Genomic DNA, 24573 nt, shown 5'->3' with positions numbered 1-24573 from the left:
CACTTTTCGTCCGGCCAAAAAAAAGGCCACTCTTTCGAGTAGCCTTTTTTAAGACGTTTGGTTGCGGGAGCCGGATTTGAACCGACGACCTTCGGGTTATGAGCCCGACGAGCTACCAGGCTGCTCCATCCCGCGTCTGTGAGGCGGCATTCTACAGCCGAACGGCAGAGTGTCAACCTTTAAACGTCAATATCGACAAAATAACCGCACTCGGAGGGCTGGCACACGTAACTCAAGGCCGGGCAAGGCTTTTGTCTCGGCGGGTCTGCGAGGCAGGACGTCATCATTGATGAAAGATATTTCATTCATGTGACGCAAGATCGTTTTCTTACGCGCACAAAAAAACCACTCGTTGAGTGGCTTTTTTGATGTTTGGTTGCGGGAGCCGGATTTGAACCGACGACCTTCGGGTTATGAGCCCGACGAGCTACCAGGCTGCTCCATCCCGCGTCTGTGGGGCGGCATTCTACAGAGGTTCGAGAGGGTGTCAAGCGAATCGCCGAAAAAAGTGCTTTTTCTTCAAATGGTTAGCCGAAGCCGCCGGTCGACAGGGCCTATAGGCCCTGTGCGGCAAGGGTTTGAGCCGATCGTCGCAGGCAGGCGTTTCGCATCAAGAGTGTCAGATGCTGACGCGAGTGAGATACTGCTCAACCGTTTTCCTACGACTCCCGGTCATGCAGCAGCGCAAAATCATCCACATTGACTGTGACTGTTTCTATGCCGCCATCGAAATGCGCGACGACCCGAGCCTGGCCGGGAAACCGTTGGCCGTCGGCGGTTCGGCGGATCGGCGTGGGGTGATCGCGACGTGCAACTATGAAGCGCGGGCCTATGGTGTGCGCTCGGCGATGTCGTCGCGGCACGCGCTGTCACTCTGCCCGGATCTGACCATCGTCAAGCCGCGAATGGACGCTTACAAAGCAGCATCGAAGGAAATTCACACGATCTTTCGGGATTACACGGACTTGATCGAGCCTTTGTCACTGGACGAGGCCTATCTGGACGTATCCGATTGCAGCCATTTTTCAGGCAGTGCCACGCGCATCGCCCAAGACATTCGCCGCAGGGTGTCGAACCAACTGCACATCACGGTCTCGGCGGGCGTCGCACCGAACAAATTTCTGGCCAAGATCGCCAGTGACTGGCGTAAACCCAATGGCTTGTTCGTCATCACTCCTGATCAAGTGGAGGATTTTGTCGCCGAGCTTCCTGTCTCCAAGCTGCATGGTGTAGGCAAAGTCACGGCTGACAAGCTGGGTCGGTTGGGCATCATTAGTTGTGCCGATCTGCGGCAGTGGAACAAGTTGTCGCTGGTGCGAGAGTTCGGCTCGTTCGGCGAGCGGTTGTGGAATCTCTCCCATGGCATCGATGAGCGGCCTGTCCAGAATGACAGCCGTCGTCAGTCGGTCAGTGTGGAAAACACCTACGACACGGACCTGCCGGATCTGGCAAGTTGCCTGGAAAAGCTTCCGGCGTTACTGGAAAACCTGAACGGTCGGATTGCTCGCCTGGATACGCAATACCGACCTGGCAAACCTTTTGTAAAAGTGAAGTTTCACGATTTCACACAAACCACCCTGGAGCAGGCCGGGGCGGGGAGGGATCTGGAAAGCTACGAGCAGTTGCTGGGCCAGGCTTTTGCGCGCGGAGGCAAACCGGTGCGACTACTGGGCGTTGGAGTGCGCCTGCACGATTTGCGAGGCGCTCATGAGCAACTCCAGTTGTTCAACTGACTGACAGCCTTACTCGCTGCCTGCTGGCACCGCTACCAACCGCCCCGCGTCCTTGGTCAAGGCGCGTAGAAATTCATGCTGCAATTGCGGGTCGTTGCGAGTCATTTCGATCAATGATTGCTCCAGATCACTCGCTTCTTCTTCCAGACCCAGTTCTGACAGGCGTTTGACCCGGTGAACCCACTGGTTCACTTCGTCGTCTTCAAGATCGTCATAAATCAGGTCATGCGCCTCGATCAACTTGCCGCGCAAAGACTTGCTCAGCGGCAGGTTCGTGCTGGCCTGGACGTTAGTCTGGTCGTCGACGACTTTCAGATTCAGTTGCGTAATACGGCTGAGGTCCTGCTCTGCGAATGGGCTATCAAGCAAGTTGATACGCAGCACCCCATTGCGATCGGTGTTCAGCTCGTTGGTTTCCTTCCCGGCCTTGACCTCCACCGGGCTTTCGCTCCAAGGCAGGCTGGTGTGTTCGATCCGGTGGTCCCGCTGAACTTCGTCGATGCCTGCCAGGTTCTGCTGCGCCCGACCGTGGGACGGGGCGTTCATGAATGGGTTGATCCCGGCGACGCCATAGCTGATCCAGTCTTTGGTCACGCTGTCCGGCAGGCTGCCAAACGTCAGGACGTTGACCACGTTGGCGCCCACGCCCGCCACGATGGCGACTGCCCCCAGCGGGATTTCGTAGATTTCTCGCCAAGGTTGGTAAGGGGTGTAGCGGTCGTAATGACGGGTAACATCGTATTCGGTGATGTCGAAAGTCTTCAGCTCGTGAATGCGGACACGGCGCTGAGGCAATTCAAGGGTCTTGGGTTCGCCGACGTCGATCTGGAAGCTATGGTCGAGCAGTTTGCGGTCGACGCGCTCTTCGTGTTCGCTGCGTTGAGACAGATGATTGGCGCAACCGCTGACGAGCAGGCTGCCACACAACGCAGCGCCTGCGAGGCTTGAGGAACTTCGCTTTAACATGAGATCTCTTGTTGCAGGTGGGGCAGCACACTGCCGGTGGCTGAGTGCGCGCCCGCAGGGTGCGGGCGCGCGAACGACTCAGCGCTTGATCCTGCCCTTGATGAAGGACAGCACATCGGCAACGGGTAGCGATTGAGCTTCTGATTCGGTCCGGCTCTTGTATTCCAGATTGCCTTCCGCCAGACCGCGGTCGCTGACTACGATGCGGTGCGGGATGCCGATCAGTTCCATGTCCGCGAACTTGATACCGGGGCTGGTCTTCTTGTCGCGGTCATCCAGCAGCACTTCAAAACCGGCAGCGGTCAGTTCTGCGTACAGCTTGTCGGTGGCTTCGCGCACCGCGTCGGTCTCATAGCGCAGTGGAACCAGTGCGATCTGGAATGGGGCCAGTGCGTCGCTCCAGATGATGCCGTTGTCATCGTTGTTCTGCTCGATGGCGGCCGCTACCACGCGGGAAACGCCAATGCCGTAGCAGCCCATAGTCAGGGTGACAGGCTTGCCGTTCTCGCCCAGCACCTGGCACTTCATGGCATCGCTGTACTTGGTGCCCAACTGGAAAATGTGGCCGACTTCGATGCCGCGTTTGATGATCAGCGTGCCTTGGCCATCAGGACTTGGATCGCCTTCGACCACGTTACGCAGGTCAGCGACTTCCGGCACTGGCAGATCGCGTTCCCAGTTCACGCCGAAGTAGTGCTTGTCATCGATGTTGGCACCGATTCCGAAGTCGCTCATCAGCTCGACAGAGCGGTCGATGATACAAGGCAGTGGCAGGTTCAGCGGGCCGAGGGAGCCGGCACCTGCGCCAATCGCTGCGCGCAGTTCAGCTTCGCTGGCCATGACCAGCGGGCTGGCCACCAGTGGATGGTTGGCCGCCTTGATCTCGTTCAGTTCGTGGTCGCCGCGAACGATCAGCGCAATCAGCTTGCCTTCTTCGGCAGCGTGCACGACCAGTGTCTTGACGGTTTTTTCGATGGCCAGACCGAACTGCTCGACCAGCGCTGCGATGGTCTTGGCGTCCGGCGTGTCGACCAGGCGCAGCTCTTCAGTAGCTGCGGCACGGGATTTCTCCCGTGGGACCGCTTCGGCTTTCTCGATGTTGGCGGCGTAATCGGAGCTGTCGCTGAACACGATATCGTCTTCGCCCGACTCGGCCAGTACGTGGAACTCGTGGGAGCCAGCGCCGCCAATCGAGCCGTTATCAGCCACGACCGGGCGGAAGTTCAGGCCCAGGCGGGTGAACACGTTGCAGTATGCCTGGTGCATGCGATCGTAGGTTTCCTGGAGGGAATCCTGAGTTGCATGGAACGAGTAGGCGTCCTTCATGATGAATTCGCGACCACGCATCAAGCCGAAGCGCGGGCGGATCTCGTCACGGAACTTGGTCTGGATCTGGTACATGTTGATCGGCAACTGTTTATAGCTGCTCAATTCGTTGCGAGCCAGATCGGTGATGACCTCTTCATGGGTCGGGCCTGCGCAAAAGTCACGGTCGTGACGGTCTTTGAGGCGCAGCAGCTCGGGACCGTACTGCTCCCAGCGACCAGATTCCTGCCACAGTTCAGCCGGCTGAATGCCTGGCATCAGGACTTCCAGTGCACCGGCAGCGTCCATCTCTTCACGGACGACGGCTTCAACCTTGCGCAGAACACGCAGGCCCATCGGCAGCCAGGTGTAAAGACCGGAAGCGAGCTTGCGGATCATGCCGGCGCGAAGCATCAACTGATGGCTGATCACCACCGCATCGTTTGGCGTTTCTTTCTGTGTGGCGAGCAAATATTGACTGGTACGCATGGTCGGCCGTTGTCGGTTGCTATGACTGGGAAATGACCTGGCATTGTACGGGGGTGATACGGTCGAGTACAGGCCGCAAGGGGCTCTCGATCCGTCGGATGTGACGACTGATGCAAATGAAAAAGCCCGGCGCGAGGCCGGGCTTTTCTATAACGAGTGTCAGACGGCGCGATTACAGAACCGAAATCGGGTAGTCGACGATCAGACGGAACTCGTTGACATCGCCTTCACCCTGATCGGCGTTGGCACGGTGCCAAGCTTGACGAATACGGAACGACAGGTCTTTTGCGGGACCGGTCTGAACGACGTATTTGGCCTCAAGGTTGGTCTCGTGGTGGCTACCGTCAGCGCCGTAAAGGCCTGCGTACAGACTATTAGACGGGGTGTGAGTGCCGTCAATATTTGTACCGCTAATATAACGGGTCATGAAGCTCAGGCCGGGTACGCCGTACGGCGCCATGTTCAGGTCGTAGCGAGCTTGCCACGAGCGTTCGCCCGGACCGTTGAAGTCAGAGTATTGAATCGAGTTCGCCAGGAAGATCGAGTCGCCACCGCGGACTTTACCGGCGTCGTTGAGCGAGATGTAGTCAAACGGCACATCACCGTTGACCTTCTGAAAAGCCAAGGTCAATGTATGGGCGGCCAAGAAGGAGTAGGCAGCAGAGCCGGACCAAGTGGTGTTGCTGATATCACCCAGTTCCTTCCTACCGGTGTCGCGCGTGTTGTATATGTTGAAATCGAACGCCAGAGACTGGTCATCGGTCAGCGGCAGGGCATAGTTCACGTTACCGTAGTACTGCTTGAACACGTCTTCAAGCTTGGAGGCATAGAACGCAACGCCCAAGCTATCAGTGATGGAGTACTTACCGCCGACGTAGTCTACGCTGCTGATATCAAGACTGCTTGGGCCGTAGGCGGTACCGATGGCGCCGTCACGGTTGGTGCTGTCTTGCGACGTGCCAGAGTAGAAGTGACCGCCTTCGACATCCAGGCCTTTGATCTCGCTGCTCTGCAATGTGATACCGCTAGCAGTTTGTGGCAGGAGGCGGGAGCCACCTACGGCAAAGACCGGATTCTGCGGCTGCATATCGCCGACTTTCAGTTCGGTTTTAGAAACGCGGAACTTAACAGCGGCGCCAGCTTTTCCGAAGCTGTCGTGGTTATCTTCGTTGCTATCTGTGGTCAGGTTGCCCGAGCCGGAATAATGATTCTGACCGTCAAGTTTGAAGCCAGCGTAACCGAAAGCATCGATACCCACGCCGATCAGACCTTGGGTGTAACCCGAGCTGTAATTGCCCCAGAAGCCTTGAGTCCAGTCTTTGTCGTCAACCGCGCCGTTTTTCTTATCGCGGTTGTAGTAGTAGTTACGAGCCTTGACGTCCAGCTTGCTACCTTCAACAAAACCAGTGGCTTCGGACTGGTCGCTTACGAATGCCGCAGCCGATGCCAATTGGGTGCTGGCCGCAGTAACTGCCAGTGCGATTGCGCTCCACTTCATCACTCTCATCGTGACTTTGCTCCTTTGGTTTTAAGAAGAGTACTGCCGTCCACCTGTTTTTTTATCTGGGCGGCTCTTTCTTTTTGGTGTCGGCGAAACTTATAGCACGCAGACATTATTGGCGATAGTTACAAACCTATCCTTTCAATTTCTTTACGGCCGTGTCGCAAATCAGCTCTGTCCGTGTCGCTATTGAACAGCTCCTTATCTAAAGACGTACAACTACCGCAGTACTTTTCGACCGAAATGATGTGTATCCGCAGTGATCCGCATCCTTCCTGTCGAACGCCCCTGTAGCCAGTTCGCCATTTTTCTTTTTGGCTGAGGTCCCGGTCCGCGACCTGTCCTTTTCAGCCTTGTGTGTGACAAAGCAACAACCGTGCACAAAGTTCCCGGACGCATGAAAAAAATGTTGAAAACCGCGTAATTGCTTTTGTATTCAACGCTAACTCACTGTTTTTACAGGATAAAAAATTTCAAAAAAAGACGCTTGAGTGCCTTGCCGATTGAGCTTAGCGCTCAAAAATGTCACTGGCGTTACCTGTTACCGTCGGCAAGTGAGTAAAAGGCGGATAACGGATGCCGAGTGTGTCGCTGGAGTGAGTCGTTTTGGTGCATTTTGAGGCGAAGGCGCTTGAATTTGGTACGCGCGTACATGGCGCTTAATGTGATCTGACTTCAGGGTCAGTCGACAGGCCCGAAGACGGCTTTCAACGCATTGATTGGCAAGGGTTTGGTCGGTGTGATGAGCGGGCGGTGGCCGAAGGGTTTGGTCAGCGGTGTTGCGTCATGGCAGTGCGTTGGGTCAGAGCGTGAATGTTGCGGGTGCGGGCGAGGCCGAAAGCAGGTCACTGCTTCGGGAGCAACAGCGATCAAGCAAAGTGGGCCAGATCGTACGGTTGGCGTGATTCGCCTGATGTTCACGCGTATCCTGTACTGCATCAGATAAATGTTTCGCAAGCCTCACGGCTCGAAACTTAACCCGGCAATCAGGAGTTATGGCGTGTTCGTTTTGGATCAGCGTTTGTTACAGGACACTCTGCCAGTAGGCGACTTTCCATTGAGTCGTTTGCTGTTGTCGAACGACGCCCAGTATCCGTGGTTTATTCTGGTGCCCCGCAGGGCGGACATCAGTGAAGTGTTCCAATTGTCTAAGGTGGACCAACTGCAGCTGTGGAAAGAAACCACAGTGTTATCCGACACCCTGCAACGCCTGTTCAATGCAGACAAAATGAACGTCGCCGCGCTGGGTAACGTGGTGAGTCAGCTGCACATGCACGTCATTGTTCGTCACAAAAGCGATGCTGCGTGGCCTGCTCCGGTATGGGGCAAGCATCCTGCGCAACCTTACACTCAGGATCAGGCGGCGGAAATGATCGCTCGGGTCTGCGCGTCGCTGGTCAGTGAACCAGGATTTGTCGAGGTGACCCCATGAGCGATCTTAAGGATCGGATGATGGAGCTGGAGACTCGTCAGGCGTTTCAGGACGACACGATTCAGGCGCTCAATGACGTGTTGGTCGAGCAGCAGAGGATGCTGGAGCGGCTGCATTTGCAGATGGCTGCGTTGATCAAGCGCCAGGAGGAAATCGGCGGTCAATTCGAGGCTGTCGAAAGCGAGGCCCCTCCACCGCATTATTGAGGGCAAAAAAAACCGCGCCAGTCAGCGCAGTTTTTTTGTGGGTGGGTTTCAGCGACGCGGAAGTGCGGCAATCACATCTTCGGCTTGAAGCCCTTTGTCCCGGTTCATGACGGAGAATTCAACGCGCTGGCCTTCTACCAGAACACGATGGCCTTCTCCCCGGATGGCACGGAAATGCACGAAGATGTCATCGCCAGAATCGCGGGAGATGAAGCCAAACCCCTTGGAGGTGTTGAACCACTTCACGGTGCCGGTATCGCGTTGGCCTGGTTCATGTTGTTGTGAGGCCGGGGATGGCGACGATTTGTAGAAGCTGACACCCAGATGAATGGCAACAGCGACCAGCAACGCCAGCAGGCTGACGAGGACAGCAGGTTGGCCTGCGATGGTTTCCAGAGGTACAAGCAAGGTCAGAACCTGGAGGACGACCGCCAGGATCAAAAGAGCGCTGACCAGGTTTTGCAGTTGATGACGCGGACCCTTATTCCAGTAAGGAATGACCGGGGCGATGATCAGGTTGATCAGGCCGAACAGTGCCAGATACAGCGCATCCGGTTGGGACAGGTAGGAAGACAGCGCTTCACTCCGCAGGCTGGGTATGAATGAGAGCAGCAGGGCAGCTGCGCCCGTTAGCAGGTGGACTATTTTCAACATTTTGATGACTCACATTAATGAAGGATCACTAGGAAACAGCGGATCGCGCCCGGTACGCCTTTAGAATAAGGAAGGTGTAAGACACGAGCGACGATTCAGCCTATGCGCGACAGGTGGTTGGTCTGCCCGTCACGACACATACGTATTTAACAGCAAAGCGCAGGGCTACTCAAATCAAGCGCTTAACCCTGCTGATCGCAGCAAATGATGGCGATTTTGCTTGTGGTTCGCTTCCTTGTAAAAGAACCGTCCCAGAGCCGTTGAGGTTCAGTTCGTGGCGATTTTGCCAGCAGGCGGGTGACCGGACATCTTCATGGGAATTCGTCATACCCAGAGATGGCTGCCACGCATCTCATGTCTTGGTAGAGTGGTTGCTGGTTGTTCGGAAAAATCCATCATATAAAGAGGGCGAAGTATGGCTATCGATATCGGCATCAGCGAAGAGGATCGCAAGTCCATCGTGGACGGTCTTTCCCGCTTGTTGGCAGATACATATGTGTTGTACCTGAAAACCCATAATTTTCACTGGAACGTCACGGGACCGATGTTTCGCACGTTGCACTTGATGTTCGAAGAGCAGTACAACGAGCTGGCGCTGGCTGTGGACCTGATTGCCGAACGTATTCGTGCTTTGGGCTTCCCTGCGCCGGGCACCTATTCGACCTACGCACGTCTGTCTTCGATAAAGGAAGAGGAGGGTGTGCCTGCGGCGGAGGACATGATTCGCTCTCTGGTCAGTGGGCAGGAAGCGGTGACGCGTACCGCCCGGGGAATTTTCCCGTTGCTGGACAAGGTCAGCGATGAGCCGACTGCCGATTTGCTCACCCAGCGCATGCAGGTTCACGAAAAGACCGCCTGGATGCTGCGGGCGATGCTGGAAGGCAAGTAGTCATGCGGACGGGTGGGCGCTTGAAGTGCCCACCTTGGCTGCGGCAAGCATCGGAGCAGTGTGATGCTGCGATGACTGAAACGATAAAGTGGGAGTGCTTAAGTCTTCTTGGTTGTGGATTTTGCGCAGCGTTCTTTGTATTTTTCGACAAAGAATAAATATCTAATACCTTTTGTATGCTTTTTATGGTTAGGAAATGGACTTCCGAAATTCATCTTTTAATTGTGGTCATGTCCTACATCTTTTGAGTGTTGCATCTACTGGATAATCCCCGCGCGAATAGGGCTTTATAGGCATGCCGATTATTTACTTTCAAATGTTTCTATCGCCATGGTCTATTCAATGCTCAGGAGATCATCATGAGTCAAGATGCCACACGGGAGGTCGGGGATGTGCACCGATGTTTCAAGGTTCAGAACGATTCATTCGTCGAGAGCTTCAATATGGATTTGGCGCAGCCTCAGTCGCGCTCGGTCCGGCTCAACGGGTTGGCAACGTGCCTGCGCCTGGAGGAGGTGTACTGGAATATCCTGTCTGAAATCGCAGACAGCAATGGTTGCTCGATCAATGCGGTCCTTTCTTATGTCGACAGGGAGGTTCATTTGCGTTACGGCGGTGTAAAGAATTTCAGCGGTCTGGTTCGTGTCGTTTGCGTGACTCATCTGTTGAAGCCTGAAGGCTTCCAGCTCTCTTCTGCCTGATCTTCCGGGTGCCTATTCCAGCGGATGCGCCCAAGGCGGATCCGCTTATGTCAGCAGCCATCTGTCCGTCATGAGCCTTGGGGCGGATGGCTTCTTTGCAGGTAGCGGTCTGCGCGGCTGCACAGCCTCGATTAACCCTATATAATCCCCCGCCTACTCTGGAAGGCAGGGTTGACCCTCAGGTTGATCTCCATGCCAAGGCTCCTGCACCATTGCGCATTGGCGACGGGCGAGAGCTCCACCGAATTCCGAATGACGAGAAGTGAATACACGATCATGATGCGCAGCCATTATTGCGGCCAGTTGAACGAGAGCCTGGAAGGCCAGGAAATTACCCTTTGCGGTTGGGTCCATCGCCGCCGTGACCACGGGGGAGTCATTTTCCTCGATATCCGCGATCGTGAGGGGCTGGCTCAAGTGGTCTTCGATCCGGATCGCGCTGACACTTTCGCCATCGCTGACCGCGTTCGCAGTGAATATGTCGTCAAGCTGACAGGCAAGGTCCGCGCTCGCCCGGCGGGTGCCGTTAACCCGAACATGGCGTCCGGTGCCATCGAAGTGCTGGGTTACGAGCTGGAAGTTCTGAACGAGTCGGAAACGCCACCGTTCCCATTGAATGAATATTCTGACGTGGGTGAGGAAACACGCCTGCGCTATCGCTTCATCGACCTGCGCCGTCCGGAAATGGCCGAAAAGCTGCGTCTTCGTTCGCGCATCACCACCAGCATTCGCGGCTTCTTGGACAGTAACGGCTTCCTGGACGTTGAAACTCCGATCCTGACCCGTGCCACCCCGGAGGGGGCCCGTGACTATCTGGTACCGAGCCGTACCCACGCGGGCAGCTTCTTCGCCCTGCCGCAATCGCCGCAGCTGTTCAAGCAACTGCTGATGGTCGCCGGCTTTGACCGTTACTACCAGATCGCCAAGTGCTTCCGCGACGAAGACCTGCGTGCCGATCGTCAGCCTGAGTTCACTCAGATCGACATCGAGACCAGCTTCCTTGACGAAAAAGACATCATGGGTCTCACCGAGAGCATGATTCGCAAGCTGTTCAAGGAAGTGCTGGATCTGGAGTTCGGCGACTTCCCGCACATGACCTTCGAAGAAGCCATGCGCCGCTACGGTTCCGACAAGCCAGACCTGCGTAACCCGCTGGAACTGGTCGACGTAGCTGATCAGCTCAAAGAAGTGGAATTCAAGGTCTTCAGCGGTCCGGCCAATGATCCGAAATGCCGTGTGACTGCGCTGCGCGTTCCGGGCGGGGCGAGCATGCCGCGCAGCAAGATCGACGACTACACCAAGTTCGTCGGCATCTACGGCGCCAAGGGCCTGGCTTACATCAAGGTCAACGAGCGCGCAAAAGGTGTTGAAGGCCTGCAGTCACCCATCGTGAAGAACATTCCGGAAGCCAATCTGAACGTGATTCTGGATCGCGTCGGTGCGGTGGATGGTGACATCGTTTTCTTCGGTGCTGACAAGTTCAAGGTCGTCAGCGAAGCGCTGGGGGCTCTGCGTATCAAGCTGGGTCACGATTTCAACCTGCTCACCTGCGAATGGGCGCCGATGTGGGTCGTCGACTTCCCGATGTTCGAAGAGAACGATGACGGCAGCTTCACTGCGTTGCACCACCCGTTCACCGCACCGAAGTGCACCCCGGAAGAGCTGGAGGCCAATCCGGCAACCGCATTGTCCCGCGCGTACGACATGGTGCTGAACGGTACCGAACTGGGTGGGGGGTCGATTCGTATCCACCGTAAGGAAATGCAACAGGCGGTGTTCCGTCTGCTGGGTATCGCCGAGGACGAGCAGCAAGAGAAGTTCGGCTTCCTGCTGGACGCGTTGAAGTATGGCGCGCCGCCGCACGGTGGTCTGGCCTTCGGTCTGGACCGTCTGGTCATGCTGATGACCGGTGCTCAGTCGATCCGTGAAGTGATTGCCTTCCCGAAAACTCAGAGCGCTGCGGACGTCATGACCCAGGCACCGGGTGTTGTCGATGCCAAGGCATTGCGCGAGTTGCATATCCGTCTGCGCGAAACCCCGAAGGCCGAATAAGCTCAGTGGAAGAGGGGCGGGTCCTCGGTGACTTGCCCCTGTAGCTTGCGCCCGTATCGGGCACTGATTCGAGTAAAGCGCTGCTGTTAAACATCGAGCGGCGGCGTGCGTGTTTCAAGGTTTGGAGCGTGTTATGGCTGGTCATTCCAAGTGGGCGAACATCAAGCACCGCAAAGAGCGTCAGGACGCCAAGAAAGGCAAGATTTTCACCAAGTGGATTCGTGAGCTGACGGTCGCTGCTCGGCAGGGCGGTGGGGACCCCGCGTCGAACCCGCGTCTGCGGCTGGCTCAGGATAAGGCGCTGGGCGCCAATATGAGTCGCGATATCATTGATCGGGCGATCGCGCGCGGTGCGGGTGCTGCCGATGCCGACGACATGGTTGAACTGGGTTACGAAGGTTACGGCCCAGGCGGTGTGGCGGTCATGGTCGAAACCATGACCGATAACCGCAATCGCACTGCGGCTGCCGTTCGCCATGCGTTCAGCAAATGTGGCGGCAATCTGGGGACTGACGGCTCGGTGTCCTACCTGTTCGAGCGCAAAGGTCAAATCTCCTTCGCTCCAGGTATCGATGAAGATGCATTGATGGAAGCGGCGATGGAAGCGGACGCCGATGACGTGGTCAGCCACGAAGACGGTTCCATTGATGTGTTCACATCTTTTGCTGGTTTTTATGCGGTCCGCAACGCCTTGGAAGCAGCAGGATTCAAAGCGTCGGATGCAGAAATTGTCATGCAGCCGACCACGAGTGCCGTGCTGGACCTCGACATGGCTGAAAAAGTACTCAAGCTGATCGACATGCTTGAGGATCTGGATGACGTGCAGAACGTCTACTCCAACGCTGAAATTCCGGATGAAGTGATGGAGCAGCTTGGCTGATCTTCACTTGTGTCTGGACATGGGGCCGGAGGCACGAAGCGCTGATTCGATCATCGCTATCGGCCTCCGGCTTCTGCCTTTATGCTGCGCACAATAGCGCGTGTCATTTCTCGACCTGCAGGTGTTATGACTCTTATTTTAGGTATCGATCCGGGTTCTCGAATCACTGGCTTCGGCGTGGTGCGTGAAACCGGCCGTGGTTGTGAATACGTGGCTTCAGGCTGTATTCGCACCGGCAGTGGTCTGCTGCATGAACGGTTACAGATTGTGTACCGGGGTGTTCGTGAAGTGATCCAGACGTACGGCCCGGTGACGATGGGTATCGAGCGGGTGTTCATGGCCCGTAACGCAGACTCTGCCCTGAAGTTGGGCCAGGCGCGGGGTGCCGCGATCGTGGCTGCCGCCGAAGAGAGTCTGGAAATAGCCGAATATACCGCCACTCAGGTCAAGCAAGCGGTCGCGGGGACAGGCGGGGCGAACAAGGATCAGGTAATGATGATGGTCATGCACCTGTTGAAACTGACGAAAAAGCCTCAGGTCGACGCCTCCGATGCGCTGGCGATTGCTTTATGCCACGCGCATACACGCTCCAGCCTGATTCCGCACGGGTTGAATACTGCACGCAGCCGTAGTGGGCGGTTGCGTCTCTGATAGCATCATCCACTTATACATTTTTACTTGCAGCTCACGTGAGTCCTGCAAACATGGCGGCCAGGGTTGAATCCTGCCCCGAACAGTGACGAGCGACTGGAAAGGACTGGATACGTGATTGGACGTTTGCGCGGTGCATTGGCAGAAAAGCAGCCTCCGCACCTGGTGCTCGATGTCAACGGGGTGGGCTACGAAGTCGAAGTCCCCATGACAACCCTTTATCGTCTGCCCCATGTGGGCGAAACCGTAACGTTGCATACCCATCTGGTTGTTCGGGAAGATGCGCACCTGCTGTTCGGCTTTTATGAAAAGCGTGATCGCGAGATGTTTCGCGAACTCATTCGGCTCAATGGCGTTGGCCCCAAGCTGGCGCTGGCCCTGATGTCTACGCTTGAGGTCGATGAGTTGGTGCGCTGTGTTCAGGCTCAAGATACTTCGGCGTTGACCCGCGTGCCGGGGGTGGGCAAGAAGACGGCAGAACGGCTGTTGGTGGAATTGAAAGACCGTTTCAAGGCCTGGGACGCATTGCCAGGCACTTTTACATTGGTGTCGGAAGGTCCGGGAGCGCCTTTGCCGGTCGCGACTGCCGAATCCGATGCGGTCAGTGCGCTGATCTCCCTGGGCTACAAGCCGCAGGAAGCGAGCAAGGCTGTGACCGCCATCAAAGACAAGAATTTGAGCAGTGAAGACCTGATTCGTCGCGCTCTGAAGGGGATGTTGTAAGTGATCGACGCCGACCGCCTGATCGCCGCCACCGGGCGCGATCGTGACGAGCAACTGGACCGCGCCATCCGGCCGCTGAGTCTGGCCGACTATATTGGGCAGCCTACGGTGCGCGAGCAGATGGAGCTGTTCATTCAGGCAGCGCGTGGTCGCAATGAGGCTTTGGACCATACGCTGATCTTCGGTCCTCCCGGGTTGGGCAAGACCACGCTGGCCAACATCATTGCGCAGGAAATGTCGGTTTCGATCAAAAGCACTTCGGGGCCTGTGTTGGAGCGGCCGGGTGATCTGGCGGCGATTTTGACCAACCTTGAACCCCACGACGTGTTGTTCATCGACGAAATTCACCGTTTGTCGCCTGTTGTCGAAGAAGTGCTTTACCCGGCGATGGAAGATTTCCAACTCGACATCATGATCGGCGAAGGCCCTGCGGCGCGGTCCATCAAACTGGATCTGCCGCCGTTCACCCTCGTGGGTGCCACGACCCGTGCAGGTATGCTCACCAATCCGCTGCGTGACCGGTTCGGTATCGTGCAGCGTCTTGAGTTCTACAGCACGGCGGACCTGGCCACGATCGTGTCCCGGTCGGCAGGGATTCTGGGGTTGCCGATCGAGGATCAAGGGGCTTTCGAGATTGCCCGTCGTGCGCGCGGGACGCCGCGCATCGCCAATCGGTTGTTGCGCCGAGTGCGGGATTTCGCCGAAGTGCGGGGCAAGGGCCAGATCACCAAGGCAATAGCCGACATGGCCCTGAACCTGCTGGATGTTGATGAGCGAGGGTTCGATCATCAGGATCGTCGTTTGCTGCTGACCATGATCGAGAAGTTCGACGGCGGTCCGGTCGGGGTCGACAACCTTGCAGCGGCCATCAGTGAGGAGCGTCACACCATCGAAGATGTACTGGAGCCTTATCTTATTCAGCAGGGCTACATGATGCGTACACCTCGGGGGCGTATGGTGACGCGGCATGCCTATCTGCACTTTGGCTTGAACATCCCGTCTCGCATGAACGAGCGGCCGGTATCTGATGAGCAGGGCAATGATTTCGATGAATAAAAAGCCCATCGACCGACCTATTCGAGTGTTTGATGGTCTGACGGGCAGTCGAGGGGATATCACCTTGCCCTACGCTGTGAAAAACGATGAAAAACAGTTGCCTGGCCGGATTGGCAACCTGAGGAGTAAGCACTAGAGTATGCGCGCGCAAAACGGGGCTCAGCCGTTCGCACATCGCTGTCGCGTTTATTACGAAGACACCGATGCCGGCGGCGTCGTCTACTACGTCAATTACCTGAAATTCATGGAACGGGCTCGGACTGAGCGGTTGCGGGAGTTGGGCTTCGCCCAGTCTGCAATGGCCAGCGACGAGAACCTGTTGTTTGTCGTGCACTCCAGTGAGGCGCGTTACCACTCGCCCGCGCGGCTGGACGACGAGCTGCTGATCAGCGCCGAAGTGATCGAATTGAACCGCGCCAGCCTGCGCTTTCAGCAACACGTCAGGCGGGCTGTGGATAATGTACTGCTCTGTGAAGGGCAGTTTTTGGTGGCGTGTGTGCGCGCCGACAGTTTCAGACCCCGGGCCATTCCCGAAACTCTGCGCACGGCCTTTGCCGGTCAGAGTGGCGCGGGTACACATTCAGAGCAGGAGATACAGCGTGGAAGCTAACGTCGTCGACCATACCTCCATGTGGAGTTTGGTCAGCAATGCCAGCGTGGTCGTTCAGTTGGTGATGCTGATCCTCGTGGCCGCATCGGTCACTTCGTGGATCATGATTTTTCAGCGTAGCGCCATGCTGCGCGCCGGGCGCCGTGCGCTGGATAGCTTCGAGGAGCGCTTCTGGTCGGGTATCGACCTGTCCAAGCTGTATCGTCAGGCGGGCAGCAACCCCGATCCGGATTCGGGCGTCGAGCAGATCTTCCGCGCCGGTTTCAAAGAGTTTTCCCGTCTGCGCCAGCAACCGGGCGTTGACCCTGATGCGGTCATGGAAGGTGTTGCGCGTGCGATGCGCGTCGCCATCTCCCGTGAAGAAGAAAAACTTGAGCAGAGCCTGCCGTTCCTGGCAACCGTCGGTTCCACCAGTCCTTACGTCGGTCTGTTCGGTACTGTCTGGGGGATCATGAACTCCTTCCGTGGTCTGGCCACTGCGCAGCAAGCCACTCTGGCCACGGTTGCTCCGGGTATCGCCGAAGCCCTGATCGCGACCGCCATCGGTCTGTTCGCTGCAATCCCTGCAGTAATCGCCTATAACCGTTTCTCTGCTCGTGGCGAGAACCTGATTGGCCGTTACTACACATTCGCCGACGAATTCCAGGCCATCCTGCACCGTAAAGTGCACACCAGCGAAGACTAAGCAGGTATCTCCCAATGGCTTTAATCGCTCGCGGCCGACGCGGCAAACGCAAGCCGGTCGCCGAAATGAACGTGGTGCCTTACATCGACGTGATGCTGGTGCTGCTGGTCATCTTCATGGTGACTGCGCCAATGATTAACCAGGGCGTGAAAGTCGATCTGCCCAAGGTCTCCAGTGAGGCCTTGCCGCAGGACAACAACAATCAGGTCCTGACCATTTCGATCAAGGCTGACAAGACCTACTACTGGAACCTTGGCAGTGAAGTCGATACCGACAAACAGATGGACAAGGCCATGACCTTGCCGCAACTGACCAGCGCCGTGACCAAGATCATCGCGGCAGGTCGTGAAGCGGGCAAGCAGACCCAGGTGTTCATCCGTGGCGACAAATCCGTTGATTACGGTGCCGTGATGGGCACGATGGGCGGATTGCAGAAGGCCGGAGTCGGGAATGTTGGTCTGATTACCGAGGCGCCCTGATGCAGCCGATTCGAGAGCCGTCAGCCTCGGAAAGCTACTTCTGGCCCTCGGTCTGGGCCGTGGCATTGCACGTCCTGATTTTTGGCCTGCTGTTTGTCAGCTTCGCGATGACGCCGGAGCTGCCTGAAGCCCGGCCGATCGTTCAGGCCACGCTTTATCAGCTGAAATCGAAAAGCCAGGCGACGACCCAGACCAATCAGAAGCTTGCTGGCGAGGCAAAGAAATCCGCTGCGCGACAGACAGAAGTCGAGCAGATGGAGCAGAAGAAAGTTGAGCAAGAGGCCATAAAGGCGGCGGAACAAAAGAAAGCCGATGCCGCTCAAAAGGCCGAAGAACAGAAGGCTGAGGAAGCGAAGAAAGCGGAAGAGGCGAAAAAGGCCGATGACGCGAAGAAAGCCGAAGCCAAAAAAGCGGACGACGCGAAGAAAGCCGCAGAAGAGAAACAATTGGCTGATATAGCCAAGAAGAAAGCCGAAGACGACGCGAAGAAAAAGGCCGAGGAAGACGCCAAGCGTGCGGCCGCCGAGGAAGCCAAGAAGCAGGCTGCTGAGGATGCGAAGAAACAGGCTGCAGAAGATGCGAAGAAAAAGGCTGCCGAAGACGCGAAGAAAAAAGCGGCTGAGGACGCCAAGAAGAAAGCGGCTGACGATACCAAGAAGAAGGCTCAGGACGCTGCCCGCAAATCGGCGGAAGAGAAGAAGGCCCAGGCATTGGCCGACCTGCTCTCCGACAAGCCGGAACGCCAACAGGCGCTGGCCGATGAGCGTGGTGACGAAACTGCAGGCAACTTCGACGACTTGATTCGCTCGCGGGCTGCGGAGGGCTGGGCACGTCCACCTTCGGCGCGCAAAGGCATGACGGTCGTGTTGCAGATCGCGATGTTGCCGGACGGTACGATCACTTCGGTGAGCGTGGCCAAGTCCAGTGGCGACGGTCCGTTCGACAGCTCGGCCGTTGCGGCGGTCAAAAACATTGGTCGTTTGACAGAGATGCAAGGTCTGAAACCTTCGGATTTCGCACCTTACCGGTCATTCAAGATGACATTCACACCTGAGGATCTAGCCTTGTGATTAACCTTCTTCGAGGATTGCTTGTGGTTCTGTGTTGCGCAGCGGGTTTTGCCGCTGCCGACGAAAAGAACATTCTGGTCACAAGCGGCAGTGACCGTGCCACACCTATTGCGGTCGTGCCGTTCGGTCTGCAGGGCGGCAGCGTATTGCCGGAAGACATGGCTCAGATCATCAGCAGCGACTTGCTGAATTCGGGCTATTACTCGCCGATTCCAAAGGAAAACATGATCAGCCAGCCAAGCCAGGCCAGCGAAGTCATTTTCCGTGACTGGAAAGCTCTGGGTGCGCAGTACGTGATGGTCGGCAACATCGTGCCGTCGGGTGGTCGTCTGCAGGTCAACTACGCGCTGTTCAACGTTGCGACCGAGCAGCAAGTGCTGACCGGTAACGTGTCGGGCACCACTGACCAATTGCGGGATATGGCGCACTACATCTCCGATCAGTCTTTTGAAAAGCTGACCGGTATCAAAGGTGCTTTCTCCACGCGCATGTTGTATGTCACTGCCGAGCGTTTCGGAGGTAACAACACGCGCTACACGTTGCAACGGTCGGACTACGACGGTGCCCGTGCGGTGACGCTGCTGCAATCTCGCGAGCCGATCCTGTCCCCGCGTTTCGCGCCAGACGGCAAGCGTATTGCCTACGTGTCGTTCGAGCAGAAGCGTCCACGTATCTTCGTGCAACACATTGATACTGGCCGCCGCGAGCAGATCACCAACTTCGAAGGTCTGAACGGCGCGCCTGCGTGGTCTCCGGACGGTAGCAAGCTGGCGATGGTCTTGTCGAAAGACGGCAACCCTGAAATTTATGTGATGGACCTGGCTTCGCGTCAGTTGAGTCGCGTAACCAATGATCCTTCCATCGATACCGAACCGTTCTTCGGTAAAGACGGTTCGACTATTTATTTCACGTCTGATCGTGGTGGCAAGCCACAGATCTATAAGTCCAGTATCAATGGCGGCGGTGCACAGCGCGTCACTTTCATCGGCAATTACAATGCGGCACCCAAGTTGTCTGCTGATGAAAAGACTCTGGTCATGATTCATCGTCAGGACGGCTTCACCAACTTCAAGGTGGCGGCTCAGGACTTGCAACGCGGTAGCGTAAAAGTTCTCACAGACAGCAACCTTGATGAGTCGCCTACTGTTGCGCCCAACGGCACCATGGTAATCTACGCCACCCGCCAGCAGGGCCGGGGAGTCTTGATGCTCGTGTCCATTAATGGACGCGTAAGGCTCCCGCTTCCTACCGCTCAAGGCGAAGTCAGAGAACCTTCCTGGTCCCCTTACCTGAACTGACGCGGCGCTTTACGTTTTACTTAACACACTGGGGTTCATTAGGAGTTTCACGATGGAAATGCTGAAGTTTGGTAAATTTGCTGCGCTGGCTCTGGCCATGGCTGTAGCTGTAGGTTGCTCGTCCAAAGGCGGCGACAATGCCGGTCAAGGCGCTGCTGTAGATCCAAACGCTGGTTACGGCGCTAACACCGGTGCCGTTGATGGCTCGCTGAGCGAAGAAGCTGCTCTGCGCGCAATCACCACTTTCTACTTCGAATACGACAGTTCTGACCTGAAGCCAGAAGCCATGCGCGCTCTGGACGTTCACGCCAAGGACCTGAAAGCTAACGGCGCTCGCGTTGTTCTGGAAGGTAACACTGACGAACGCGGTACCCGTGAGTACAACCAGGCACTGGGCGAGCGTCGTGCGAAAGCCGTTCAACGCTACCTGGTTCTGCAAGGCGTATCGCCAGCTCAACTGGAAGTGGTTTCCTACGGTGAAGAGCGTCCAGTTGCTACCGGCAACGACGAGCAATCCTGGGCTCAAAACCGTCGCGTCGAACTGCGTAAGTAATTTGACATGCGAACGTGCCGCCGTGCTTTAACCGTTTTGGCTCTCACCCTTCCTCTCGCAGCGATGGGTGCGGTTCCTGTGGTCGATGACAACTCTGGCTCCGCTGGCAGCAGTTATCCGCCATCGGGTTATGGTACGGCAGGCGCCTACGCCGGAGGCGGGGCTACGGCCCAGCCTTCGGCGCAAGGTCAGCTGTTCATGCAGTTGCAACAAATGCAGGAAGAGATTTCGCGCTTGCGTGGAATCGTCGAAGTCCAGCAGAACGATATCCAGCAAATGAAGCAAGAAGCGCTGGATCGTTACAAGGATCTCGATTCTCGCATCGGAGCGGGTGGCGCACCTGCTGCACCGGCTGCCAATAATTCCCCTTCCGACGGTGGTGTGAATGCCGGCGGAACCCCTGTAGCACCTGCCGCTGGCGCTGCTGCCGGGCAGGCTCCGCAGACCAGCACCGAACCCGGTGATCCGGCGAAAGAGAAGCTCTACTACGACGCTGCTTTCGACTTGATCAAGGCCAAGGATTTCGACAAGGCCAGCCAGGCGTTCTCTGCATTTCTGCGCAAGTACCCAAACAGTCAGTACGCGGGTAACGCCCAGTATTGGCTGGGTGAGGTGAACCTGGCCAAAGGCGACCTGCAAGGTGCCGGTCAGGCCTTCGCCAAAGTCAGCCAGTTGTACCCGAAACACGCCAAGGTGCCTGATTCGCTCTACAAGCTGGCTGATGTCGAGCGCCGCCTCGGTCATACCGACAAGGTCAAAGGCATTTTGCAGCAAGTCGTTGCCCAGTATCCGGGAACATCGGCGGCGCAACTGGCTCAGCGTGACCTTCAGCGTCTCTGATCGCCCAACAGCTTGACCGATGATTCAAGAAAGCCGCGCGTTGCGCGGCTTTTTTCGTTAGAATCGCGCACCCGAAATTCCGGTATTGATTACGCTTCTGTGGATTCTGCGATGGCAGAGTGTACAGAAGTGCCTGACGGAGGCGGATGGCCTGTTTAGCCGTTACGCCCGTGGCCCTTATGCAAGACACATTACGCATCACCGAAGTTTTTTACTCTTTGCAGGGTGAAACGCGCACGGCAGGCTTGCCTACCGTTTTTGTGCGTCTCACCGGTTGCCCTCTGCGGTGTGGATACTGCGACAGTGAATACGCCTTCACGGGCGGAAAAATTCACACGCTTGATGCTCTCATGGATCAGGTCGCCAGCTATCGCCCTCGCTACGTCTGCGTCACGGGCGGCGAGCCATTGGCGCAGCCTAACGTGATCAAGTTGCTTGAGCGCCTCTGTGACGCTGGTTACGAGGTTTCCCTCGAAACCAGCGGCGCATTGGACATCTCCAGAGTTGATCCGCGCGTCAGCCGCGTCGTTGACCTCAAGACCCCCGGTTCGAAAGAGGTCGCGCGCAATCGATATGAAAATATCGAACTGTTGACGCCGAACGATCAGGTCAAATTCGTGATCTGCTCTCGCGAGGATTACGACTGGGCCGTTTCCAAGCTGATCCAGTACGGTCTTGAGCGCCGCGCGGGTGAGGTGCTGTTCTCACCGGTTGCCCATGATCTGCGCCCCAGAGACCTGGCGGACTGGATCGTGGCCGATAATCTGCCGGTCAGAATGCAACTGCAATTGCACAAAATTCTCTGGGACGACGAGCCAGGACGCTGAGAGGAGCAAACACATGACTGAGAAAAAAGCGGTAATCCTGCTGTCCGGTGGCCTGGATTCGGCCACTGTTGTCGCGATGGCCAAAGCCGATGGTTTCACGTGCTACACGATGAGCTTCGATTATGGTCAACGTCATCGCGCCGAGCTTCAGGCCGCTGAGCGTGTGGCAAAGGACCTTGGCGTGATCGAGCACAAAGTGATTGGCCTGAACCTGAACGGCATCGGCGGCTCCGCCCTGACCGACAGCAGCATCGACGTACCGGAAGCGCCAAGTGAAGGCATTCCGGTGACCTACGTGCCAGCTCGTAACACCGTCTTCCTCTCGTTGGCCTTGGGTTGGGCTGAAGTGTTGGGTGCCCGTGACATCTTCATCGGCGTCAACGCAGTCGATTACTCTGGCTACCCGGACTGCCGCCCTGAGTTCGTGGAATCGTTCGAGCGCATGGCCAACCTGGCGACCAAAGCCGGTGTAGAAGGACAGGGTTTCACCATCCAGGCCCCACTGCAGATGATGAGCAAAGCCGATATCGTCAAGACAGGCACGCGCCTGGGTGTCGATTACGGGCTGACCGTTTCCTGCTATCAGGCCGACGATCAAGGCCGCGCGTGCCGCAAATGCGACAGCTGCCGCCTGCGCGCAGAAGGCTTCGCCACGGCGGGGATTCCTGACCCAACGCATTATTTTTAATTTTTTTAGAATGAGGTGTTGAATTACTGAGAAAAATCAGTAATATACGCGCCACCACGAAGCGGGTCGTTAGCTCAGTTGGTAGAGCAGTTGGCTTTTAACCAATTGGTCGTAGGTTCGAATCCTACACGACCCACCATCTTCAAAACCCGAGAGGTCCACGTAAGTGCGAATTCTTGGGTTTTTTTTCGTCTGGAGAAAATCACGTCGCGGGTTTGGAAGAAACCAAGCCCCGGTGAGTGCTTTTTCGACGTCATTGACGTTCCGCTCGGACCTGAAGTTCGCCCGAGCGCAAGCGTTCCTCAGCCGCGTTGAGCCGCTTTTTGGCTACGCCACACGCGCAAGCACGGCCCCTATGGGCGCGTTGCTCTCGCCGCCCGCTATGTTCCTGTCACATAGATATCCGCACCTCCTTCACGAAATGGCCGTTCCGGGCAACCGAAGGATCGTTGACTTGCTGGCAATTTGAGTCCGCCGTGTATCGGGAAATGCACAAATTGATACATTTTAATTGACGTCAAACAAATGGCTGAATAGGATCCAACCTCTTTGATATCACCGTGCCATTGCAAGGACGCTCCGTGGGTTTTCCCGTTCATCGAGTCGCGCTGTTCTGCCTGCTGACCACACCACCCCTTGTCTCCGTCGCCGCGCCTACCCCAGGCGAACAGGACCTCATCCGCGACCGCCAGCAGCTTCTGCTGCAAGACCAGCAGCGCCGCCTTGAAGAACTCAAGGATCTACCCGGCAAGCAAGCGACGCCAACGCAACCCGTTAAGCCCGCGGATGCACGCTGCTTCACGATCCAGACCATCGAACTCAAAGGCGCCGATTCTCTTTCCGAGTCTGAGCGCAATCGTTTGACCCAGCCGTACCTCGGCCAGTGCCTGGGCGTCTCGCAGCTAAACGAGCTGCTCAAGGTCATCACCGACCTCTACCTCGAGAAAGGCTTGGTGACCAGTCGCTCCTACCTGCCGCAACAGGATTTGTCCAAGGGCCACTTGCAAGTGCTGGTGATCGAAGGGCGGCTGGAAAAGCTCAAGAGCGATGCCGGTAGCGGCCTTACTGATCGTGAACTGGTCATGGCGTTCCCGGGGCGGGAAGGGCAGTTGGTCAACCTGCGCGAGATCGAGCAGATGGTCGACCAGCTCAACCGCTTGCCGTCCAATCAGGCCCAGATGGAATTGACGCCGGGGCAGCAGGTCGGCGGCAGTGACGTGCTGGTCAAGAACACCCCACAGAAACCCTGGCGTGCCAGCCTGTCGCGCAACAACGATGGCCAGCGCAGCACCGGCGAGCAGCAGTGGAACACCGGACTCGAGTGGGACAGTCCGTTGGGACTGGCCGATCAGTTGAGTCTGCGTGGCGGCCACGATGCGATGACCGATTCGGCGCACACTTCGCACAACGCCTCGCTTGCCTATAACTTGCCGTGGGGCTGGTGGAACTTCACTTACAGCTACAGCGAAAGCGACTTTCGCTCCCAGGTTCAAGCCAACGGTTTCAACTTCAAACAGAGCGGCGACAGCCAGACTCACCAACTCCGCGCCGACCGGGTGATCTACCGCGATGCCCTGAGCAAGACTTCGCTCAACGTTGGCCTCTCCAACCTTCGCACCAACAATTACATCGAAGACAGTCGCCTGGCCCTGAGCAGCAACCGCATCACCGAGGTGCAATATGGCATCAACCACGGTCGGCGCATCGGTGGGGCGTTTCTCAACGTCGATCTGGGCATGCAGCAAGGTATCGGCGCCTTCGGTGCTCAGAACAATAACCACCCCGGCCCCGGCGAGACCGATGCGCGCTACCGCAAGTACACCGGCACCGTCAGCTATTTGCAGCCGTTCAAATTGTGGGGCGAGAGCCTGACCTTCACCAGCCTGGCCACCGGGCAGCGCAGCGAAGACGTGCTGTTCAGCCCGCAGCGCATGAGCCTGGGCGGCTCGGCCTCGGTGCGTGGCTACAAAGACCAGTTTCTGTCCGGCGACAGCGGCGGCTACTGGCGCAATGAACTGCGTCTGAGTCGCCCCGTGACCCTGGACTGGCTGCGCCCGTTGTTCTCGGATTACGGCACCGCCGCCTCCTACGACCAGGGCGTGATCCGCAACGACCGCTACAACGGTGACCAGCACGGGCGCCTTTCCAGCAACGCCTTCGAATTCTTCGCCCGCGGCCAGCACGTCGCGGCGACCGTGACCTTTGCCCATTCGCTGGAACGTCCTGGCGGCGTGATCGAGCGTGAGTCGCCGATCTACTTCCGCCTCGATTTCTTCCTCTAACGT

24 protein-coding genes, 3 tRNA genes and 1 pseudogene are annotated in these 24573 nt (G+C 57.0%); 21 read left to right on the top strand and 7 right to left on the bottom strand.

The window, feature by feature from the left end:
- Positions 1-58: 58 nt before the first annotated feature.
- Positions 59-135, bottom strand: a tRNA-Met gene (locus ACI5GA_RS09420).
- 238 nt (positions 136-373) lie between these two features.
- Positions 374-450: transfer RNA gene (locus tag ACI5GA_RS09415), tRNA-Met, on the bottom strand.
- 224 nt (positions 451-674) lie between these two features.
- Between ACI5GA_RS09415 and dinB the strand changes: the two genes are divergently transcribed.
- Positions 675-1733 (top strand): DNA polymerase IV, encoded by a 1059-nt coding sequence (gene dinB, locus ACI5GA_RS09410; protein WP_404639124.1) that lies wholly within the window; start codon positions 675-677, stop codon positions 1731-1733.
- 9 nt (positions 1734-1742) lie between these two features.
- Here dinB and ACI5GA_RS09405 read toward each other — a convergent pair whose 3' ends face one another.
- The 3 genes from ACI5GA_RS09405 to ACI5GA_RS09395 all read right to left on the bottom strand — a co-directional run bounded on the left by ACI5GA_RS09405 (position 1743) and on the right by ACI5GA_RS09395 (position 6000).
- Positions 1743-2699, bottom strand: coding sequence for a hypothetical protein (locus ACI5GA_RS09405; protein ID WP_421422623.1), 957 nt, complete (start codon positions 2697-2699; stop codon positions 1743-1745).
- Between the two features lie 78 nt (positions 2700-2777).
- Positions 2778-4493: a proline--tRNA ligase gene (locus ACI5GA_RS09400; RefSeq protein WP_421422622.1), complete on the bottom strand. Its 1716-nt coding sequence runs from the start codon at positions 4491-4493 to the stop codon at positions 2778-2780.
- Positions 4494-4665: 172 nt separating this feature from the next.
- Complete coding sequence (locus ACI5GA_RS09395) at positions 4666-6000, bottom strand: OprD family porin (RefSeq protein ID WP_404639118.1); 1335 nt, start codon at positions 5998-6000, stop codon at positions 4666-4668.
- Between the two features lie 994 nt (positions 6001-6994).
- On the opposite strand from ACI5GA_RS09395, the gene ACI5GA_RS09390 reads away from it, so the two are divergent.
- Together ACI5GA_RS09390 and ACI5GA_RS09385 are read left to right on the top strand one after the other, a co-directional pair.
- Positions 6995-7426 (top strand): HIT domain-containing protein, encoded by a 432-nt coding sequence (locus ACI5GA_RS09390; RefSeq protein ID WP_421422621.1) that lies wholly within the window; start codon positions 6995-6997, stop codon positions 7424-7426.
- Positions 7423-7632: a SlyX family protein gene (locus ACI5GA_RS09385; protein WP_421422619.1), complete on the top strand. Its 210-nt coding sequence runs from the start codon at positions 7423-7425 to the stop codon at positions 7630-7632. Before ACI5GA_RS09390 ends, ACI5GA_RS09385 begins: the two co-directional genes overlap by 4 nt.
- Before the next feature lie 48 nt (positions 7633-7680).
- Here ACI5GA_RS09385 and ACI5GA_RS09380 read toward each other — a convergent pair whose 3' ends face one another.
- Positions 7681-7878, bottom strand: a complete 198-nt coding sequence (locus ACI5GA_RS09380; protein ID WP_238591726.1) for a cold shock domain-containing protein — start codon at positions 7876-7878, stop codon at positions 7681-7683.
- Positions 7879-8010: 132 nt separating this feature from the next.
- Positions 8011-8286: pseudogene (locus ACI5GA_RS09375) on the bottom strand (cold shock domain-containing protein membrane protein); the annotation flags it as partial.
- A 415-nt stretch (positions 8287-8701) separates the two neighbouring features.
- On the opposite strand from ACI5GA_RS09375, the gene ACI5GA_RS09370 reads away from it, so the two are divergent.
- The 18 genes from ACI5GA_RS09370 to ACI5GA_RS09285 all read left to right on the top strand — a co-directional run bounded on the left by ACI5GA_RS09370 (position 8702) and on the right by ACI5GA_RS09285 (position 24570).
- Entirely contained in the window at positions 8702-9175 is a 474-nt protein-coding gene (locus ACI5GA_RS09370; RefSeq protein ID WP_404639113.1) for a Dps family protein, read from the top strand.
- A gap of 359 nt (positions 9176-9534) precedes the next feature.
- A complete protein-coding gene (locus ACI5GA_RS09365; RefSeq protein WP_404639111.1) occupies positions 9535-9876 on the top strand; it encodes a ribbon-helix-helix domain-containing protein in 342 nt (113 codons plus the stop codon).
- A gap of 276 nt (positions 9877-10152) precedes the next feature.
- Positions 10153-11928 carry an aspartate--tRNA ligase gene (gene aspS, locus ACI5GA_RS09360; protein ID WP_404639153.1) on the top strand — a complete coding sequence of 592 codons (1776 nt, stop codon included), beginning with the start codon at positions 10153-10155 and terminating at the stop codon, positions 11926-11928.
- 133 nt (positions 11929-12061) lie between these two features.
- Positions 12062-12808 carry a YebC/PmpR family DNA-binding transcriptional regulator gene (locus ACI5GA_RS09355; RefSeq protein WP_404639109.1) on the top strand — a complete coding sequence of 249 codons (747 nt, stop codon included), beginning with the start codon at positions 12062-12064 and terminating at the stop codon, positions 12806-12808.
- A 126-nt stretch (positions 12809-12934) separates the two neighbouring features.
- Positions 12935-13459: a crossover junction endodeoxyribonuclease RuvC gene (gene ruvC / locus ACI5GA_RS09350; RefSeq protein ID WP_404639107.1), complete on the top strand. Its 525-nt coding sequence runs from the start codon at positions 12935-12937 to the stop codon at positions 13457-13459.
- Positions 13460-13573: 114 nt separating this feature from the next.
- The gene (ruvA, locus tag ACI5GA_RS09345) at positions 13574-14182 is read left to right on the top strand and encodes a Holliday junction branch migration protein RuvA (RefSeq protein WP_404639105.1); all 609 of its coding nucleotides are present in this window, start codon (positions 13574-13576) and stop codon (positions 14180-14182) included.
- Entirely contained in the window at positions 14183-15238 is a 1056-nt protein-coding gene (ruvB, locus tag ACI5GA_RS09340) for a Holliday junction branch migration DNA helicase RuvB (protein ID WP_404639103.1), read from the top strand.
- 139 nt (positions 15239-15377) lie between these two features.
- Positions 15378-15848: a tol-pal system-associated acyl-CoA thioesterase gene (gene ybgC, locus ACI5GA_RS09335; RefSeq protein WP_404639101.1), complete on the top strand. Its 471-nt coding sequence runs from the start codon at positions 15378-15380 to the stop codon at positions 15846-15848.
- On the top strand, positions 15838-16533 hold the full coding sequence (tolQ, locus tag ACI5GA_RS09330; protein ID WP_404639099.1) for a protein TolQ: 696 nt from the start codon (positions 15838-15840) through the stop codon (positions 16531-16533). The genes ybgC and tolQ overlap by 11 nt, the downstream gene beginning before the upstream one ends.
- 23 nt (positions 16534-16556) lie before the next feature.
- Positions 16557-17012: a protein TolR gene (gene tolR / locus ACI5GA_RS09325; protein ID WP_274134464.1), complete on the top strand. Its 456-nt coding sequence runs from the start codon at positions 16557-16559 to the stop codon at positions 17010-17012.
- Complete coding sequence (tolA, locus tag ACI5GA_RS09320; RefSeq protein WP_421422618.1) at positions 17012-18082, top strand: cell envelope integrity protein TolA; 1071 nt, start codon at positions 17012-17014, stop codon at positions 18080-18082. The genes tolR and tolA overlap by 1 nt, the downstream gene beginning before the upstream one ends.
- Positions 18079-19380, top strand: coding sequence for a Tol-Pal system beta propeller repeat protein TolB (tolB, locus tag ACI5GA_RS09315; protein WP_421422617.1), 1302 nt, complete (start codon positions 18079-18081; stop codon positions 19378-19380). Before tolA ends, tolB begins: the two co-directional genes overlap by 4 nt.
- Before the next feature lie 52 nt (positions 19381-19432).
- Entirely contained in the window at positions 19433-19933 is a 501-nt protein-coding gene (pal, locus tag ACI5GA_RS09310; RefSeq protein ID WP_404639151.1) for a peptidoglycan-associated lipoprotein Pal, read from the top strand.
- Between the two features lie 6 nt (positions 19934-19939).
- Positions 19940-20773 carry a tol-pal system protein YbgF gene (gene ybgF / locus ACI5GA_RS09305; protein WP_404639093.1) on the top strand — a complete coding sequence of 278 codons (834 nt, stop codon included), beginning with the start codon at positions 19940-19942 and terminating at the stop codon, positions 20771-20773.
- Positions 20774-20952: 179 nt separating this feature from the next.
- The gene (queE, locus tag ACI5GA_RS09300) at positions 20953-21600 is read left to right on the top strand and encodes a 7-carboxy-7-deazaguanine synthase QueE (protein WP_421422616.1); all 648 of its coding nucleotides are present in this window, start codon (positions 20953-20955) and stop codon (positions 21598-21600) included.
- 13 nt (positions 21601-21613) lie between these two features.
- Positions 21614-22288 (top strand): 7-cyano-7-deazaguanine synthase QueC, encoded by a 675-nt coding sequence (queC, locus tag ACI5GA_RS09295; RefSeq protein ID WP_404639089.1) that lies wholly within the window; start codon positions 21614-21616, stop codon positions 22286-22288.
- Positions 22289-22351: 63 nt separating this feature from the next.
- Positions 22352-22427, top strand: a tRNA-Lys gene (locus ACI5GA_RS09290).
- Between the two features lie 469 nt (positions 22428-22896).
- On the top strand, positions 22897-24570 hold the full coding sequence (locus ACI5GA_RS09285) for a ShlB/FhaC/HecB family hemolysin secretion/activation protein (RefSeq protein ID WP_421425460.1): 1674 nt from the start codon (positions 22897-22899) through the stop codon (positions 24568-24570).
- The last annotated feature ends 3 nt before the right edge of the window (positions 24571-24573 follow it).

Source organism: Pseudomonas sp. Pseu.R1, assembly GCF_045764065.1.
Lineage (GTDB): Bacteria > Pseudomonadota > Gammaproteobacteria > Pseudomonadales > Pseudomonadaceae > Aquipseudomonas.
The sequence above is the reverse complement of the archived record's forward strand: the minus strand, read 5'-3'. Positions and strand labels throughout refer to the sequence as shown.